At 44.8% G+C, this 19,893-nt stretch carries 5 protein-coding genes; 3 read left to right on the top strand and 2 right to left on the bottom strand.

The genetic code is table 11. From position 1 onward, the window contains the following. Positions 1 to 75 precede the first annotated feature (75 nt). A complete protein-coding gene (locus DACSA_RS01810) occupies positions 76 to 4,989 on the top strand; it encodes an Ig-like domain-containing protein (RefSeq protein ID WP_015228145.1) in 4,914 nt (1,637 codons plus the stop codon). A 311-nt stretch (positions 4,990 to 5,300) separates the two neighbouring features. Here DACSA_RS01810 and DACSA_RS01805 read toward each other — a convergent pair whose 3' ends face one another. Continuing rightward, complete coding sequence (locus tag DACSA_RS01805) at positions 5,301 to 5,657, bottom strand: helix-turn-helix domain-containing protein (protein ID WP_041235257.1); 357 nt, start codon at positions 5,655 to 5,657, stop codon at positions 5,301 to 5,303. A gap of 118 nt (positions 5,658 to 5,775) precedes the next feature. Here DACSA_RS01805 and DACSA_RS01800 point away from each other — a divergent pair, with 118 nt between their 5' ends. Beyond that, the gene (locus tag DACSA_RS01800) at positions 5,776 to 7,707 is read left to right on the top strand and encodes a cadherin repeat domain-containing protein (RefSeq protein ID WP_015228143.1); all 1,932 of its coding nucleotides are present in this window, start codon (positions 5,776 to 5,778) and stop codon (positions 7,705 to 7,707) included. Positions 7,708 to 7,799: 92 nt separating this feature from the next. Here DACSA_RS01800 and ltrA read toward each other — a convergent pair whose 3' ends face one another. Continuing rightward, positions 7,800 to 9,620 (bottom strand): group II intron reverse transcriptase/maturase, encoded by a 1,821-nt coding sequence (gene ltrA, locus DACSA_RS01795; protein ID WP_015228142.1) that lies wholly within the window; start codon positions 9,618 to 9,620, stop codon positions 7,800 to 7,802. 877 nt (positions 9,621 to 10,497) lie between these two features. Here ltrA and DACSA_RS01790 point away from each other — a divergent pair. Further along, on the top strand, positions 10,498 to 19,830 hold the full coding sequence (locus DACSA_RS01790) for a cadherin repeat domain-containing protein (RefSeq protein WP_015228141.1): 9,333 nt from the start codon (positions 10,498 to 10,500) through the stop codon (positions 19,828 to 19,830). Positions 19,831 to 19,893 lie beyond the last annotated feature (63 nt).

The raw sequence follows: 19,893 nt of genomic DNA, 5'->3' as shown, positions 1-19,893 counted from the left end.
TCAATGTAGAATATGGGCAAGATTCCTAATATTCAAATAATCCAGTTAGTTTAAGGTTGTGAGGAGTTAAATTTTATGCCACGTCATATTGTTTCCGCAGAAGACATTTTTGTTACCCCAGGAGAAGTTGCTCCGATTACTCTTACTTACAGGACAAACCCTGAAGAAGAGAATGCAAATACTTTTAATTTTAGTGTTGCGATCGATTCATCAGACCTAAATGTTGAAGATACAAATCCAGACCTAACAGGAATTCAATTACCAGAAGGAACTTTTGTTACTGATTTTGTTTTTGGAGATACTGACCCTGCTGAAGGTTTCCAAAGTATCAGTGCTGATAATGATGAAAATGATATAGATAATGATCCAAGCACAGATGTCTTGGTTACTTTAGCTTATGCCAGACCCTTTGATGGAGACTGGCCCTTTGCTGCGGAAGGAGTTGATGGACAACCCGTAACTTTGGGAACGTTAGAATTTACAACGCTCGATGATTTTACAGGAACAAGAGCCAACATTATCCTCAGAGATCCTGATAGCGAATTCATTCAAGCAGATGTTGCTCCTGAAGATCAATTAGGATTATTCAATATTCCAGAGGAAAGATTAGATGCAGTCAACATTAAAGCAGAAAATGACATTCCTAATCACGCCATTGATGCAGAGCTAGATTCAGCCTTTGAACCTGGTTCTAATGTTGACATTAGCTTAACCTATAGTTCACAAGACCCAGTAAGAGCTAATGCCAACACATTTAACTTTGATGTTGCTATTAACTCTTCTGTTTTCACCATTGAAGATACAAACCCAGACCTAACAGGAATTCAATTACCAGAAGGAACTTTTGTTACTGATTTTGTTTTTGGAGACATAAATGCAGAGGATGAAGGCTTCCAAAGCATTAGTGCAAACTTTGATACGGAAGATGTTGATAACGATCCAAGAACAGACGTTATTATTACCTTAGCTTACGCCAGACCTTTTGATGAAGATGACAGACCTTTTGAGGGAGATTGGCCTTTTGCTGCAGAGGGAGTTACTGAAGACCAAACCTCTGTTGATTTAGGTAGTTTGCGACTTCCGTTAAGCGGGGACTTTAATCCAGAAACCCAAGCTACAACAGTTAATGTTGTCTTACGAGAGCCAGATTCAGATTTTGAAGGAAGTCAGGGAGATGTTTTAGATCAATTAACTCTCCCCCTTGATGTGGTGGAAAATGAGCCTCCACAAATCCAGACGCCAGGGGAACAAAACATTGATGAAAATAACACCGCAGTTGTTACTGTAGAGGCGACTGATCCAGATGGAGATAACCTCAGCTTTTCCTTGTCTGGTGGTGCTGATCAAGGTCGATTCGCGATCGATGCTGATGGAAACTTAAGTTTTGCTGAAGCACCCAACTTTGAAAACCCACAAGATGATAATGGGGATAATGTTTATGAAGTTGACGTGACGGTTAGTGATGGTAATGAGCAAACTGAAGATGTCACTCAATCCTTCCAAGTCACCGTCAATGATGTGAACGAAGCACCTGTTGCCGAAGATGACACAGCGACCACTGATGAAGATAGCGTTCTCGAAGTTGGAATTACACCGCGCCAAGTGGTTTCTGCCGAGTTACTCAATGATGCAGTAGCCGATGATGAAGCAAACATTGCTTTACGGTATAGCACAGCTAACCCACCGCAACAAAACGCTCAAACATTTAACTTCCAAGTCGCCGTTGACTCCAGCCAATTTGTCATTGAAGATACCAATACTGAGCTATCAGATATTCAATTATCGGATGAGATTTTTGTGGATGCCTTTGAGTTTGGCTCTTTATTTGGCACTGTTCCCAGCGCTTCGGAAGATACAGAGGATATTGACAACAATCCAGACACAGATGTCGTTATTACTTTTGCCTACTTCCGTCTAGATGGAGATTGGCCCTTTGGTGCTGATGATGTTGCACCTGACCAAGAAGTAGTAGATTTAGGAACACTGAGTCTTCCCTTATCAGACGGTTTTGATGAAACTACGGCTCAAGTTACCTTACGAGAACCGGATTCTAACTTTGAAGGCAATAACGGCGATATTTTAACCACAATTGCGCTTCCTTCTGGAGACACAGAAAGCCAGCTTGCCAGCAATCTCCTTGCCAATGATAGTGATCCTGATGAAGGAGATACACTCACAATCAGTGCCGTTAATGGCGATGCGGCCAATGTCGGAACTGAGGTTGAGCTTGCTTCGGGAGCATTACTAACGGTTAACGACAATGGAAGCTACATTTTCGATCCCAACGGTGCATTTGAAAGCCTCCCTGTAGGACAAAGTGAGGATGTTACCTTCACCTACACCGTTAGTGATGCTGAGGGATTACCCGATGAGGCAACCGCAACCATTACCGTTGAAGGGCGCAACGATACTCCTGAATTTGTCGCTCCAGACCCCTTTGAGTTCACCGTTGATGAGTTTGTCGAAACCCCAACCGATGGTGGTAATGGAGCATCTGATGCGCCAGTACAAATTGAAGTTAATCTTCTCGCCAACGAAAATGGTACTCCAGGAGCGGAACTGACTCCTGCTGATATTGCTAATGGCGACTCTTTCTTCGTCGAGGTTGTCGCTTCTGCAGATGACCCCAGTGGGATTAGCTCTCTCTCTTTAGAATTAGGATTTGACTCGACGGTTCTCAGCGCCGTAGAAGAGCAGTTTAATGATGCCACCAATATCATCGTTGACCGCTTTGATTTTGATCTCGGTCGCGTTGCAGATTTAGAAAACGGTACGATTACGCTTGCCGGAGGCACAATTGATGCCACTACAGATGATGACGGGGATGGTGTTCCTGACAATGTAATTGGTGCCAATGGCAACCCAGAACAGTTTGCCCTGTTACAATTTGAAGCCATCGCTGATCCCACCGATACTGTCATTGACTTAGAGTTCCCCGGAGTTGATGACAATGGTAATCCTCTCGGAGGAACTTTAGGAGATGCTACGGCACTCAGTGATGTAGAACTCGATGTGCAAGACTTCACTTTTAGTGATACTCAAGAAGGAGATGGCACTTTCGTGGGAATAGTTGAAGCCGTTGATCCAGATGAGGGAGATACAGTGAGCTTGTCTCTCACTGGCGACGTGGATGATGATTTATTCACCATTGATGCGGAAACTGGGGAACTGAGCTTTAATGAAGCCCCAGACTTTGAAAATCCTCAAGACGAAGATGGGAATAACATTTATGAAGTTGAGGTGACTGCCACTGACAGTGAAGGGGAAGCAGTCAGCGATACTTTAGACGTAATCGTTGAGAATGTAAATGAAGTTCCCACTGCCCAAGATGACACAGGTAGCACCGATGAAGATACGGTTCTTACTGTGGAAGTAGCAGAAGGCGTTCTCGCTAATGATACTGATCCCGATGGGGATGACTTGACTGTCAGCGCTGTCAATGGGGGAGAAGACAATGTTGGCACAGAGATTACCCTAGATTCTGGAGCATTACTGACTCTCAACGCTGATGGAAGCTATGAGTATGATTCCAATGGCGTATTTGATGAACTGAACGATGGGGAGACTGCTACGGATACTTTTACTTATACCGTAGCTGACGGTAACGGTGGTACAGATACCGCAGAAGTCACAATTACCATCGACGGAATCACAGATAATGTTCCTCCTAACTTTGTCGATACCGAGATTGCAGTTGATGAAAACACCACTGCTGTTCCTTTAGAAGTTGAAGACGCAGATGGGGATGAGGTAACACTTTCTCTAGCTGGCGGCGACGATCGGAGCTTATTTGAAATTGACCCGAATACAGGTGATTTACGCTTTATCACTGCGCCTGACTTTGAAAATCCTCTAGACGACGATCGCGATAATCTTTATGAGGTAGAAGTTACTGCTGATGACGGTAATGGCGGTACAACCACAGAACTGTTAGAAATTACAGTAACTGACCAAGAGATTTCTGGCGATCCGAATGAGCCTAACGTTGTCAACATTGACCCATCAGAGCCTTTAATCCATACCTTGGACACTGAAACCGGTAATAGTGATGGCTTAGTTGAAGTAGGGTTAGTATTACTCCAACCTGGTCAAACCACTGAAGCGGCTTTAGAAGCAGGTGCTAATGTTCGCACAGTTTTCTCTGTGTTCCCAGATACATTTGACAATGGTGAGCCAGGAACGTTTGAAGATTTAGGCACAATTCAACGGATTCTTTCGGTTGTCGGATCAAATCGGGTGGGTTACGTCCTTAACGAAGGGAATGATCAAACTATTGACGAGATTCTTGCCCAAGATACTAATAATTTGGCAGAAAGTTTCGAGTTTGGCAACTTTAATCAAAGTCAGCAAGGTAACACACTCACTTTAGAAGCAGGTGGCGTTACCTTTGAGGTAAGTCAGACGGGAGAAGAATCACCTCTTGGCGCTAACTTGCAAGCACAAGGTTTGGAAGTCTTTGACTTAAGAGAAAATGTTGATGGCACTCAATTGACGGAAAATGACGCGGTTGATGCTCGCTTGAGCTTTGACTTAATCTCCGTTGCTGCGTTTGATAATGCCATTGGTTTCTACACCGTAGATGGAGGGAATGGCGCGATCGATGGCGTTAACCCCGGAGATGAGGGTTATCTTGATGCTTTACTGAGCAATGTTGTAACTGACGACAGCAATGGTGAAGAGGAAGATATTATTCTCCGAGGTGGAGCAAATGTCGATGAAACTTCCGCAGAGGACTTTGAAGTTCAAATTCAAGGCGGACAGATTATTGTTCCTTTCATCATTGCGCGAGGTGGTAATTTGGATGCACTTCCCGACGGTGCTGATGAGTTACCTTTACGCTCTGAAATTTATACTCCCTTTATTGGAGCAAATAGCGATGGTGCTGACCACTTCCGTCTCTTAGCTGATAATACTTTCGGTATTGAAGACTTACGAGGTGGCGGTGACCAAGACTTCAACGATATTATCTTCCAATTTGATTTTGCTTAGTAGAGTTTTCTCTCTCATTATTTCCTGATTCTGAAGTCCCCCATGTTGGGGGGCTTTTTTTATTAGCTCCACAATTATTGATGTTGGGTTTCGTTACCTCCACCCAACCTACGTTTTTGTCCTTCGTCCTAATTATTGTTGGGTTTCGTTACCTCCACCCAACCTACAAAATATCTACTCCACAATTATTGATGTTGGGTTTCGTTACCTCCACCCAACCTACAAAATATCTACTTAAGGGAAGATGGGGAAGAAAAATCGTTCCCTTGTTCCCCTTGTCTCCCATTGCTCCTTTGTCTCCCTTGCAGGGATCATTTTTTCTTAACCAAATGGGGAAATTGTTTGGCATAATTGAGCTTTTCAATACTGCGATGAATTGTATGACGGCTGATCGGTTCTTCCCAAGCTTCTGCCATTTCTTCTTCAGTTTTACCCTGATGTTTTTCGAGAAACGCCTCAAACTTTTCCCAGTCCGTAATTTTCGGGTTACTTCCTTTTTGATAATGTAGAGCAGGATCAATGCTTCCCGTTGTTTCCCGTCGTTTCAACCACAGATAAATCGTATTGCGACTGATGCCAAACCGACGAGCCACTTCGCTTTTTTTTTGTCCTTGATCAATCGCTTCGATCGCTTTCATTCGTAATTCATATTGGTAAGGGGCAGCCATTTTTTTCTCTCTTAAAAGTGTCCTAACCTGTGTGAACATTATCAAGTTTATGTTTTTTTAAGAAGACGTAGTAGTATAATTTGAGGAACAATTACTGAAATCCAACATTAGAATTCTCATGGTTAGCGTATCCAATATTACCAGGCTGCTTCCAGAAAATAGTGCCAACAATACATCAGTTTTCTTAGAGATTAATGATCCTCTGATTCCCCTTGCTGACGTGAACGTCGTCCTTGAGGGGAATTTTGATTTAGATGGGGATGGGATTAATACGTTTACTGATCCGATTTTTAATTTTGCCCAACAGGCTTGGGAGATTCGTGTCGCCGATCGAGACCTGATCGATTTTGAAACCCTTGACTCCTTCTCTCTAACTGTCCGCGCCAGCGATGGCACATCTCGTGATTCAGGAACATTGAGCATCCCCTTAAGTGATGTGAATGAAGCTCCGATTTTGGATGATGCTACGTTTCAGGCTTTAGATGCGACAACGATCGAGACTGGCTTAATCAGTAGTGTAACAGCAAGTGATCCTGAAAATAATTCTCTTTCCTATGAAATTATTGACGGGAATGATCCTGATGCCAACGGTCGCGGGGCGTTTAGGATCGATCGAGGAGCAATTACCCTCGTTAATCCTGAAGAACTAACTCAAGAGTATAATCTCACCGTTGCTGTTAGTGATTCTGCTGGGTTACAGGACACCGCAACAGTAACCATTCCCGTCTTTGCTGCTCCTTTTGTAGAAAGCCGTGAATTAACCCTAGACGAAAATAGTGCTGAGGGAACAGTTATTAGTTTAGGGTCAGATTTAATTCAAGACGCTAACACCAACTTAGCAGACCTAAGAGTCACTCTCACCAGTGGCAATCAAGACAGTGATGGGGATGGGAACTTTGCCTTTAGCTCCCCGATTTTTAATCCCGATACAGAAGCATGGGAACTCATTGTTAACGATACCGACGAACTGAACTTTGAGGAAAACGAATCTTTTGCTTTAGAACTTCAAGCCAGTGATGGCACTCGTGCTGATGTCGGTTTTCCCACAATTGCGCTCAATGATCTCAACGAAGCACCCGTCATTCGAGACCAAACTTTCAATGAGCTTAACGGAAATAACGCTTCCGAGTTTCAACTCGTGGGCAATGTCGATGCTTTTGATCCAGACTCGGGACAAGAGCCTCCGAATTTAGCGATTACGGGTGGTAATGATCCCGATGGGAACGACATTAGTGCTTTTCGTGTTGAAGATGGACAGATTCAAGTTGCTAATCCTGGAGAACTGAGTCAAGATTTTACTCTCACCATCACCGCCACTGACACCGAAGATTCTAATCTCACTGATAGCGCGGAAATAACCATCCCAATCGTCGCTGCGCCGATCGTTGCCAGTAATACGATCGAGCTACCAGAAAACAGTGAGAATGACACGGCGATCGCCCTTGATATCCGTGATGCGAATACGCCATTAGGAGACCTCAACGTCACCTTAAACAGTGGCAATCCTGACAATGATGACGATGGGATTAAAGCCTTTAGTGCGCCCACATTTAACGAAGAAGCGGGACAATGGGAACTGCTGGTTACTGATAGTGACGAGTTAAACTTTGAATTTGAAGAAAATAACAGTTTTCCCCTGCGGATACAAGCCAGCGACGGCGAACAATCGGACACCAGTTTCCCCACCATTGCTTTAACGGATGTCAATGAAGCGCCAGAACTAACAGTTCCTGAATTTGAGCAGCCGATCGATGCCAACCAGATTGTTGAAGAATTTGAACAGGCGCAAGCGCAAGCAGAAGCAGCAGAGGAAGAGATTGAGTTACCCGTCGTTGGTGCAATCACAGAAATCAAAGACCCAGATTTCGAGCAGTCAGTGAGTACCTTAGCGATTACGGGTGGCAATGATCCTGATGGGAACGAAACCAATGCCTTCATTATCAATGAGTTTAATGAACTGGTTGTCATTAATCCCCAAGAATTAACTCAAGACTTTACCTTAAGCATTACAGCAACTGATGACTCAGAAGATGCGCTCACCAGCAATTAAAGTCAGTGAAGAGGTCGCCCCCTCCACTGCTCTCCAAAACGGTGCATGATAGTTTCCCATCACACCGCTCCTCAGTTAAACGGCTGTTGTCATCAGTACGTCACCAGCATATCGTTTTCCCATTGATAATCCTCTGGGATAATGGAAGCCACGGGGTGGTGATTACTCCCTTTTACGGAAGTCCCGTGATGGTGGATACTCCCATCCGTTCTGGTCTTTTCATCGTGGCAATGTCGATGGAGTAGTTGCCAGTTTTTATACTCGTCTTTTCCGCCTTTTGAGCGGGGGGCGATATGGTCAACCTCTAATAAATCTCCATCTCGGAAAAACAATCCGCAGTGAGCGCACTTCCCTTTCTGCTTCTTGAGCAACGACGCTGTTCGTTTTGGCATCTCAGGGTGTTTGCCCATTCTTGAACTCCAGTAGATTAAGTCGCCGTCATAAGGGCTTTTATCCCCCTTAACTTTGACATGACGGACGATTGCTGTTTGTGAGTGCTTCATTAGCACCATAGGATTCGACCCTTCACGCGGTGTGGCAAACGTCCATTTGTCGCCCCTTATAGTTCGGAAGTATTTGGTTTTAACCCACTTCTTTCCTTTATTCGGATGACGTTTTACACCCCATTTCCATAACTTCCAGAAAGTCAGATGTTCTAGCCTTGAGAAGACCTTTGAGCTTACTCCTATTGAGAAGTAGTTACACCACCCTCGGATAACACGGTTGAGATTCGCAATCAAAGTAGCTTGTGACTGCCCTTTATGCTTATCAATTACCTCAGCTATCCTCCGATAGTGCTTTTTCTGACTTTCCTTACTAGGGGTGATGAGCGTTTTGAACCCTAAAAGTCGCCCTTTTGTGTCCCTTCCTGATGTATATTTACCCACCTTATGTTGGCGGATATTAAAGCCGAGGAAGTCAAACCCCGCTTTTTCATTTTCGTAATTTTCAAGGGTGTGGGCGATTCTGGTTTTGCTCGGTTTCAATTCTAGCCCCATGTCTGCCAACCAATTGGAAACAACCTCTTTACATCTCTGGACAACGGCGAGGCTCTCGTGTAGGATAACGAAATCGTCGGCATATCGGATTACACATACAGACCTCCGCTTATTTGAAGCACTGACTTGATAACCATTATTGGTTTTCATATCAAAAGTGTGAGCGATAGCCTTGATTTCATTTTCCATACCGTGGAGGGCAATGTTAGCCAGTAGTGGAGAAATGACCCCACCCTGTGGCGTACCCTCAGATGTTGGCGAGAACTCCTTACCCTCCATTACCCCTGCTTTGAGCCACGCCCGAATTTGTTTCCGAAACGTGGGAAAGGTTTTTATTTTATTCAGGAGTCTCTCGTGGTTGATACGGTCGAAACATTTAGCTAGATCCGCATCAAGCACGTATTTAGGCTTGTACCGAATGGCATCAAATATAGCTGTGACAGCATCATGGGCTGACCGCCCTGCACGAAACCCGTAGGAATTTGGTTCAAAGACCGCCTCCCATTCAGGTTCTAAGGCTAGTTTTACTAACGCTTGTAGCGCACGGTCATACATGGTAGGTATTCCCAAAGGTCTTTCCTCCCCATTAGGTTTCGGAATCTTTACCCTTCGAGTTGGTTTAACCTTTGAACCCAGTTTCAGATTATTTACGAGCTTCATACGTGCTACTGGGGACAAGGATTTAACCCCATCCACTCCTGCCGTCTTTTTGCCCTGATTGTCCTGAGTAACTCTACGCACCGCTAATACCTTAGCCGACCAAGATTTTACTAACAATTTCTGGAGTCTGCGAACTGCTTTGACATCTCCACGACTTGACGCTTTGTAGATGCGCTTTTGGAGCTTATAGACGACCCTCTCGGCTTTATGCCAATCGATATCGCCCCATTTAATACATCGGTTGTCCGTGTTCATAACATATTAACTCTCTACTTGTACCTCTACAATCCATCTAACCGTGAGTCCGTCTGCTTGCGGTGAGCGTTGCCGAACCGCGTATCCTCACCATTACAGTAAGGCGTTTGCTTCTGACTCAATCTCTCTCCCCCGTTACCTACAATAATGAAAGTAGATGTTACGTCTTAGCTGACTACTCAGCCCATCGACCTAGACTGAGAGTAATCGAGGGAGTTACTTCGTTCCCTTATGACCTTTGGTTTGTCTCCTTTAGGAGGGATACTTTTCACCGAGTTTAAGGGTGGCACTGGCAAGAATAGTTGACTTCTTGCCACCCTAACTAATGCCCGTTTGGGACTCCCAGAGTGGTCAGCCTGATTTCTCTGGTTTATAGTAAACGATGATTAAGACGCATCCTTAGACCTTGTTCTCCATAGAGACGTGCTAACGGGACTGGGACACAGGCTGTCCTTCCTCTTTCCGCTTTTATTCCCGCTTTACGGATTGATGGCTAGTCGCTACCGTAGGGAATATGCTTTCAACCTCGTGCTTAGGCGACAGGACTTGAGTTGTTATGGGGTTTTTTCCCTTCCAGTGGTCTTTGCTATTGCTGCACTGGTCACTCTCACCTATAAGGTCACAGAGTTGTCAACTGAGAGGGATTTAAGTGCGAACTCAACCTAATCGGTTGCCCCCCAGAAGCCAATCGTCCCCATAACCATAAAGGTATGTTTAGACTGAACGAATCGCACCAAATGAACTAATTGTTCCCGTTTTTGCTGCTCCCATTGTTGAAGATAATACAGTTCAATTCCTCGATCGAGAAAATGCAGAGGGTGAGGAAGAAACGGTTATTCCCTTAGAAATTAGCGATCTTGATGATCCGATCGCAGACTTGAGCGTTACCCTCAACGGTGGCAATCAAGACAACGACGCTGACGGGGAATTCGCATTTAGTAATCCCAGTTTTAACCCCGACACTGGACGATGGGAGATTCTGGTTAATGATTCCGATGACCTCACCTTCGCTCGGGTTAACTTGGAAATTCAAGCCAGCGATGGGGAAAATGCAGGAAGCGGCTTAACTCGCATTACTTTAGTTCCTGATGTCATTGATAACACAGTAGAAGACTTTGAAGAAAACAGTCCAGAAGAGACAGCGATTCCCCTAGAAATTGAAGATAGTGACACTCCTTTAAACGAATTAGAAGTCACTCTGATCAACGGTAATCAAGACATTGATGGCGATCGTCGTTCAGCATTTAATCAACCCACTTTTAATACCGAAGCTGGACAGTGGGAAGTTACTGTTAATGATAGCGATGATCTCAATTTTGAAAATTTAAGCCCTGAACAATTAGAGAATGGTGAGTTCCATTTCTCCTTAGAGATTGAAGCCAGTGATGGCGAAGATTCCGACACAGGTGAATATGATGTTCGTCTAGCAGACATTAACGAAGCCCCTGTTTTTGAAAACAGCAGCCAGCTATTATCAGTTGTTGATATTGATGGGATACCCAATGATGATGGTAACGGGGCAATTGTCGGACAGATTACAGGTTTTACTGATCCCGATGGGGACGTGAGCGATCCTGAAGGACAAGATTTTCGCTTCTCGATTAATGAAGTGGGAGGGTTTAATCTTGACTCCGCCACCATTACCGCTACAGGTGAAATTTTCATCGGCGATCGCGCTCAACTCGGCGACAATCTAGAATTTGAAGTCACCGTCATTGACAGTGAAGGAGCAGAATCTGAACCGATTTTAATTGGGATTCCCGCCGATACTGCTGAAAATGACGCACCGCTTGTCCTTGATACCACCCTAGAGCGAGTTAATCCTAGCACTGCTGCGATTGACAACATTCTGGGAACAGTTCCCAGCGCTGATCCTGATGGCGACCCCATTAGCTTTAGCATTGATGGGGGAAATGACAGTGGGGCATTTGCAATTAATGAAAATGGAGAAATTAGCCTCGTTGTTGACCCCGCAACCCTGAATCAGGCAGAATTTACTCTCACTGTTACCGCAACTGATAGTGTTGATAGCAATTTAACGGACACCGCAGAAGTTACTATTCCTGTCAATACCGCCCCATTTTTGAGCAGTGAGACAGTTGAAATCCCAGAAAACAGTGGCAATGACACCGTTATCGCTCTTCCTCTGTCAGATGTCGATACTCCCATCGGTGGCTTAGTAAGCGTTACGCTACGGAATAATCAAGATAATGACGGGGATGATCTGAATGCTTTTAGTGAGCCGGCATTTAACGAAGAAACAGGACAGTGGGAAATCACAATTACGGATAGTGATGAGTTAAACCTAGATTTTGAAACCTCTGAGGGGTTGACCGTTGATATTAGCGTCAGCGATGGGGACATCACTATACCAAGCTCGATTAATGTTGATCTAACCGATGTCAATGAAGCGCCTACTGTTGAGGATGCAACGTTTGACGAAGTTGATCCTCGTTCCATTGCAACCGATGATTTGGTAGATGGTATTACGGTTAATGATCCAGAAGGAGAGCCAGTTAACTTAGAGATTACCGATGGTAATGATCCTGATGGTAATGGCATTGGCGCTTTTGCGATCGACGCAGAGGGAAATATCACTATTGCTGACCTCACTGAACTCACTGAACTCACGACAACTAACTTTACTCTCACCGTCACTGCTACTGATACGGTTGATGAGACTTTACCCTCTGACACAGCAACGGTTACAATTCCCATTGCACCTGTTCCCATTGTTGATGAACCAATTCCAGTTGTTAATAATTCATTCACTGAGATTGCTGAAACCAGTGCTGATGGGACACCCATTCCTCTTGAGATTACTGACGAAAACACTAACTTAGCAGACTTAACAGTTAACATTCTTAATGGGAATCCGGACAATGATGGAGATGGTACAAACGTCTTTAGCGAACCAGTATTTAACCCAGACAGTGGACAATTGCAAATAACGGTTACTGACAGTGACGAGTTAAATGCTGAAGGCTTCCCCGATCGTTTTAGTCTAGAGATAGAAGCAACCGATGATCTCGGTGCTGATACTGCTACTATAACGGTTGAACTAGATGAAGCACCTACTGTTGATGATGCGGTCTTAAATTCGGTTGATCCAGCTGATCCAGAGAATCCCATTCAAGCAGGTGATCTTGTCGGAACTGTTGATGCAGATGATCCTGAAGGTGACGCTTTCACTCTCGCGATTACTGATGGCAACGATCCTGATGGCGACACGATCAATGCTTTTGATATTGATCCAAATTCTGGGACAATTACCATCGCTGATCCTGCGGAATTAACTCAGGATTTCTCTATCTTAGAGGTGACAGCAACTCAAGATGATGATCCGAGTTTAACCAGCACGGGACAAATTATTATTCCCACTCCGACGAATCCTCTCCCTGTTATCAATGACAGTCAAATTGACCTTCCTGAAAACAGCGCTGTTCTTCCTCTAGATATTCAAGATGGAAACAACTTAGCTGATTTAACAGTGACACTCCTGGATGGGAATCAAGATAATGATAGCGATGAAACGAATGTCTTTGGTGAGCCAGAATTTAATGACACTGACCAACAGTGGGAATTACCCATTACGGACAGTGACGAGTTTGATTTGGAAAATTTCCCAAATAGCTTCAATCTAGAGATAGAAGCAACCGATGATCTCGGTGCTGATACTGCTACTATAACGGTTGAACTAGATGAAGCACCTACTGTTGATGATGCGGTCTTAAATTCGGTTGATCCAACTACGGCTTTAGTTGGTGATACTGTTGGATTTGTTTCAGATTCTGACCCTGAAGGTGACGCTTTCACTCTCGCGATTACAGATGGCAACAATCCTGATGGCGACACGATCAATGCTTTTGATATTGATCCAAATTCTGGGACAATTACCATCGCTGATCCTGCGGAATTAACTCAGGATTTCTTTATCTTAGAGGTGACAGCAACTCAAGATGATAATGACAGCTTAACCAGCACGGGACAAATCATTATCCCCACTCCGACGAATCCTCTCCCTGTTATCAATGACAGTCCAATTGACCTTCCTGAAAACAGCGCTGTTCTTCCTCTAGATATTCAAGATGGAAACAACTTAGCTGATTTAACAGTGACACTCCTGGATGGGAATCAAGATAATGATAGCGATGAAACGAATGTCTTTGGTGAGCCAGAATTTAATGACACTGACCAACAGTGGGAATTACCCATTACGGACAGTGACGAGTTAGATTTGGAAGACTCTCTCCTACCTGATAACTTCAATCTAGAAATAGAAGTAATCGATCCTGACCCACCAGCAATCAGCGCTGACCTTGCCACAGTTAGTGATTTTATAAATGTTTCCCTAACCAATGTCAATGAGGCACCGGTTGTAGAAGAGGAGGTATTGAACACAGTTGATCCAGACTTCGCGTTTGTTGATCAGGATGTCGATACGATTTCTGTATCTGACCCAGACTTTAACGATTCCATTGCTTCGGTAGAGATCACCAGTGGTAATACCGATGCTGACGGAGATGGAATCGATGCTTTTCGGATTGATGAAGATTTTGGTAACTTTGAACTTATTGTTCAAGACCCTGACGATCTAACTGAAGACTTCTTCACCCTAGAAGTAACGGCTACGGATAACGAAGGATTAACTGGAACAGGAGAAGTTATTGTCCCCACTCCCATCAATCCTTTCCCAGTTATTGATGGTAGCAACATTGATCTCCCCGAAAATAGTTCTGTTCTTACTCTGAATATCCAAGATGAGAATACTGATCTACAGGAATTAACCGTCACGCTTGTTGATGGAAATCAAGACAATGATGAGGATGGTACGAATGTCTTTGGTGACACACAATTTAACTCGGAAACAGGGGAATGGGAACTTCTGATTACAGACACTGACGAGTTAGATTTTGAACAATTCCCTAATCAAGAATTTAATTTAGAAATTGAGGCGATTGATCCTCAAGGAAACTCCGACTCGGTTTCTTCCACTGTTTCCCTGGTTGATGTTAACGAGATTCAAGATAGCACTTTGTCCGTTGACGCGGCTGTTGCTGAAGAAGAGCCTTTAGTGGGAAGCCTTTCCATTTCTGAACCTAATGATGGATTAGGCGTTAATAATGTGACAATTCTTGACGGTAACGATCCCAATGGTAATGGGGTTGACGCTTTTGCCGTTCAGCAAAATGGTTTAGGTGAATTTGAACTGATTGTCCAAAATCCAGAAGAATTAACCCAAAGTTCCTTTACTTTAGAGGTAGAGGCAACTGGTGGTGGCGCAATTACAGGCACGGCAGAAATTACAATTGATGTTTCCTCTGTCCGTCCCGTTATAGAAAGCAACCCTCTGAAATTACTGGAAGACAGTGTTGAGGGCGATACAGTTGCTCTGAATATTCGAGATGAGGATACTAACTCTGAAAATTTAATCGTAACTTTGGTTGGTGGGAATCAAGACCTTGATGAAGATGGTCAGTTTGCCTTTGGAGAGCCCATCTTTAATTCAGAGTTTGGACAGTGGGAAGTTCCAGTTAATGATACTGATGATTTGGATTTTGAAGCCGATTACAATCTCGATGATGGTGATCCTGAAACTGGAACATTCACTTTAGAAGTTCATGTCAGCGATGGAGCAACTTCAGCGATCGCTGAACCTGAAATTCAATTAACTGATGTCAATGAAGCTCCGATTTTAGAACCTCAAACCCTTGAATTAGATGTCAATGCAGTCACGGCAGAATTTGAGCAAAATCAGGAAAATGCTGAGGAAGAAGAAGAGATTGTTCTACCTGTAGTGGGAACAATTGAGGTAGAAGAACCAGATGGGCAGAATGTCAGTTTAGCGATTACTGGTGGCAATGATCCTGATGGCAACGATCGCAGTGCTTTTACCATTACAGAAGATAATTTCGGTGAACTGGAATTACAGGTGCAAAATCCTGAAGAACTCACTCAAGATTTTACCTTACAAGTGACGGCAACTGATGACTCTGATGATGCTCTCACGACGACAACCGATTTAACGATCGAGCTAACAGCGATTCCTACTTTTGAGGCTGATGATCCGATTCCCCTACCAGAAAACAGCCCTGAAGGAACAGTAATCCCCCTCGATATTCAAGACGCAAATACTCCTCTAGAAGAATTAACTGTCACTCTAGAAGATGGAAATCAAGACAATGATGGGGATGGCAATTTTGTCTTCAGTAATCCCAGCTTTAATCAAGAAACTGGACAATGGGAACTCACTGTCACCGATAGCGATGAATTGGATTTTGAAGCAACAGAGTCTTTTGATCTAGAAATTGAAGTTCGTGATCAAGAAAATGGAACAACTGCTTTCCCAACCATTGCTGTAGAAGATATCAACGAAGCGCCTCAAGTGGAAGCACAAACGATCGAGGTTAACGCTAACACGGCTTTTCAGTTGCAGCCTCTCGATCGCATCGAAACCAGTGAGCCAGATTTTGGTCAATCTGTAGAAACAAGCGCGATTACGGGTGGCAATGATCCTGATGGGAACGAAGTCAATGCGTTTATCATTAACGAATCGAATCGACTGACAGTTCTTAATCCTGATGAGTTAACTCAAGATTTTACCCTCACCATTACCGCAACTGATAATTCCGCAGAACAGGTAACGGGAACAGGAGAAATTAATGTTTCGGTGACGGCGGCTCCCATTGTTACTAATGATCCGATTCCGTTACCAGAAAACAGCCCCGAAGGAACAGTAATCCCTCTCAATATAAACGATCTGAATACGCCCAATGGAGACCTAACGGTTAACCTCAATGGGGGAAATCAAGACTTAGATGGGGATGGAATTTTTGCTTTCAGCAATCCCAGTTTTAATACAGACGCTGGACAATGGGAACTGACGGTAACTGACCCAGATGAGCTAGACTTTGAAAGCGACAATAATCGCTTCCCTCTAGAATTACAAGCCAGTGATGGGGAACAAGCGAATAGTGGCTCGCCAGAAATCGTCCTCACTGATGTGAATGAAGCACCAGTAGGTAATGACATCACTCTTCCTCTGCTGAATACCGCGACGATCGAAGCGGGAGAGGTGATCGGTAATGCTTCGATTACTGACCCAGAGGGTGATTTACTCGAATTTGCCATCAATAGCGGTGACGATAACGGAGCATTTACCATTGATGAAGCGGGAGATATTTCCATTGTCGATCCTTCCCTGATCAGCGCTCCTTTCCAACTAGAAATCAGTGCCACAGAAACCGAAACTGATGAACAGAACGCGACAACCGCCGTTGTTACCGTTCCAGTGGATACGCCGCCAGCGTTTGTGGAAACTGAATTTACTGTTCCAGAAAACAGCGCGATCGATTTTGAAGTGGGTCAAGTGGTCATTAATGAAGATGAAGGTTTAGAGTCTTTAAGTCTTGACAGTGCGAACTTTGATGGGGATGAGAATCCAGCGCTGAGAATTGATGAACAGGGAAATGTCTTTGTTAATGATGCTGATGATATTGATTTTGAGGCAAATTCAGGATTGCTTTTGGGTGAACTCACGGCGACTAATGTTAATGGTTTAACTCAAAGCGCGATTTTGACGGTGAATGTGCAAGATGTTAACGAGATTCCGACGGTAGAGGAGGCTTTATTTAGCCCGATCGCGGTGGGAGAATCTTCGATCGCGCAAGATGATCAAGTTGAAATTGATCCTGTCATCAGTGACGATTTAACAGGAGTGGTCAGCGCTAATGATCCAGACTTGGGAGAGTCTCCGACGTTAGATATTATCGCTGGTAATAATGACGCTGATGGCGATGGAACGGAAGCAGTAGCGATTCAATCTTTTGCTGATGGTGGCGCAGAGATTATTGTGACTGATCCTGATGATGTGCGGGAAAACTTCCGTTTGACGGTTCAGGTGAGCGATCGAGGCGGTGATACAAATGAAGCTACTGTGGTGATTCCTGTAAATGGAGAAGGAAATCAAGCACCGATCGCCGAAAATGCCACTCTCAACATTGTGGAAAATTCTTCGGGAGGAACAGTTGTCGGAACTTTCCCACACACTGACCCAGATTTTAATAATCTCCTCTCTCAGGAAGATTTGACCTTCTCCATTAATCAAGGTAATACTGATGTTGATGGTGATGGGTTGAGTGCATTTCGCATCGATCGATTTTCTGGAGAAATTCTCGTCGCCGATCGAGACGATTTAAACTTTGAAAGTGCTGATAATCGCAGTTTTGAGTTAGAAGTCGTCGTCACTGATTTAGAGGGAGCAACGGATACCGCAGAAGTTACCGTCAACCTCGAAGATGTGAACGAAGCACCTGTGATTAATAATCGTTTCCTAGAACGGGTGACATTAAATCCGATTACGAATCCCACAGAAGCGGCTGATGGGGATATCGTAGGAGCGATCGCCGCCAGCGATCCCGATGGAACAGCCCTCAGCTATGAAATCCTCAGTGGCAATGATCCAGAAGAGAACTTAGCTGATGCTTTTGCCATTAACTCAGACGGAGAAGTCAGCATTGCCAACATCGAGGAAATTCCAGACTCTGGCTTCTTCCCCCTCACCGTTGCGATCAGCGATGAAACTGGCTTAACCACAGAAACCGAGTTGGTGATTCCGTTGGGAACACAAGCCCCCACGATCGCGGCGGATCAGAGCTTTACGATTCCTGAAGATGCAGCGTTTGAGACAGTCGTGGGAACAGTCAGCGCCACCGAACCCGATGGAGAAGAAATTAGCTACTTCTTAGCTTCTTCTCAACAAGAAGGGCTTCCTGCTTTTGAGATTGATCGCGCTACGGGTGAAATTGTGGTGACTGCCCCCAATGCCCTTGACTTTGAAACGCAATCCACAGTGGAACTAACCGTTATTGCTCGTGATCCACAGCAGGCGATCGGCGTAGAAACCGTAACCGTGAACTTAGAAAACGTCAATGAAGCGCCAACATTTGACGAAAACAGTACCAGCTTTGCGATTCCCGCCAGTAGCCAAGCCGGTCGCGGTGTCGGTGTTGTCGCTGCCTTTGATGAAGATGGAGATACCGTCAGTTACGCGATCGTCGGTGGTAATGACGACCGAGATGGGGATGACACCAACCCCTTCACCATCAACGCAGAAACAGGGGAAGTCACCGTTGCTGATGCCGATGATCTGCTGACTCTAGAAGACAATCCCTTCCGCTTAGAGGTACAAGCACGGGATGGAGAGTTGAACAACACCGCCGAGGTCGATATTACTGCACTTCCTGCGGCCCCAGTGATTCCCAATAATGGCGCGACTTTCCCCATTAATGCCACGAGCTTTGCGGGAGCGTTAGTGGATACTGTGGAAGCATTTGATCCTGATGAGGGAGAGCTTTCCTTTGCTTTCAGTGCTGGTAATGAAGACCGCGATGGCGATGAAAACAATCCCTTCCGTATCAATACCGAAACAGGAGCGATTATTGTCACTGATGCGGATGATGTGGCGGACATCGAAGGAAATCCCTTTGAGTTAAGCGTATTAGTCACCGATGAAGACGGAGACACCACTACAGGTAACTTTACCGTAACCAGTGGGACGGGAACCGTCAGCACCAGCGACGGTATCAGTTTCAGCACCCCTCTTCCTGATCAATCGGAAGCGGAATTGGAACAAGACTTAAATGACGATGGTGACACCGAAGATACCGTGACTCCTGAACCCTCGAACTTGGTTCGTCCCGCAATTGGTAGCACTGAAATCCTATCGATCGAGAACACTGGCAACGCTCCCTTATTGATTTCTGATGTTGTGGTCAGTGAAGGGCTGCGCGATCGCGTGACCACTGATTTTGAGGCTTTAGTGGAAGCAGCCACCCCTGTTGATGACAATGGAGAAGCGCTCTTTGACTTACCAGGTGTCGAGATTCCTGTCGGAGCAAACCTAGAACTCGCTGTCACCTATACCCCCGATGCTGGCGGAGAAGTGATTGATGAGGCGGCCGGTTTAACCCTGTTCTCCAATGATCCCGAAAACGGGGAACTGAATGTCGCTCTGTCAGGTGAATCAACCTTTAACAGTGATATCGACTATAACGGTAGCGTTGGCTTCCCTGATGTTACCCTTGCCGATTCCTTATTTAACACCAGCAGTGAAGAGTTAAACCCCGCCCTCAACATTGATGGTGAAGGGGGATTTGGTTTCTCTGATCTCGCTACCTTAAATCAAGAATTTGGGGCATCGATCGCCTAGTTGGTGAATACCGAAATAAGTGGGACGGGTTCAACACTCGTTCCACTTTCTTGGGAGGATTTG

It is taken from the genome of Dactylococcopsis salina PCC 8305 (genome assembly GCF_000317615.1).
GTDB lineage: Bacteria > Cyanobacteriota > Cyanobacteriia > Cyanobacteriales > Rubidibacteraceae > Halothece > Halothece salina.
Note: the sequence above shows the minus strand (reverse complement) of the source record. Positions and strands in the feature narration are given on the sequence as shown.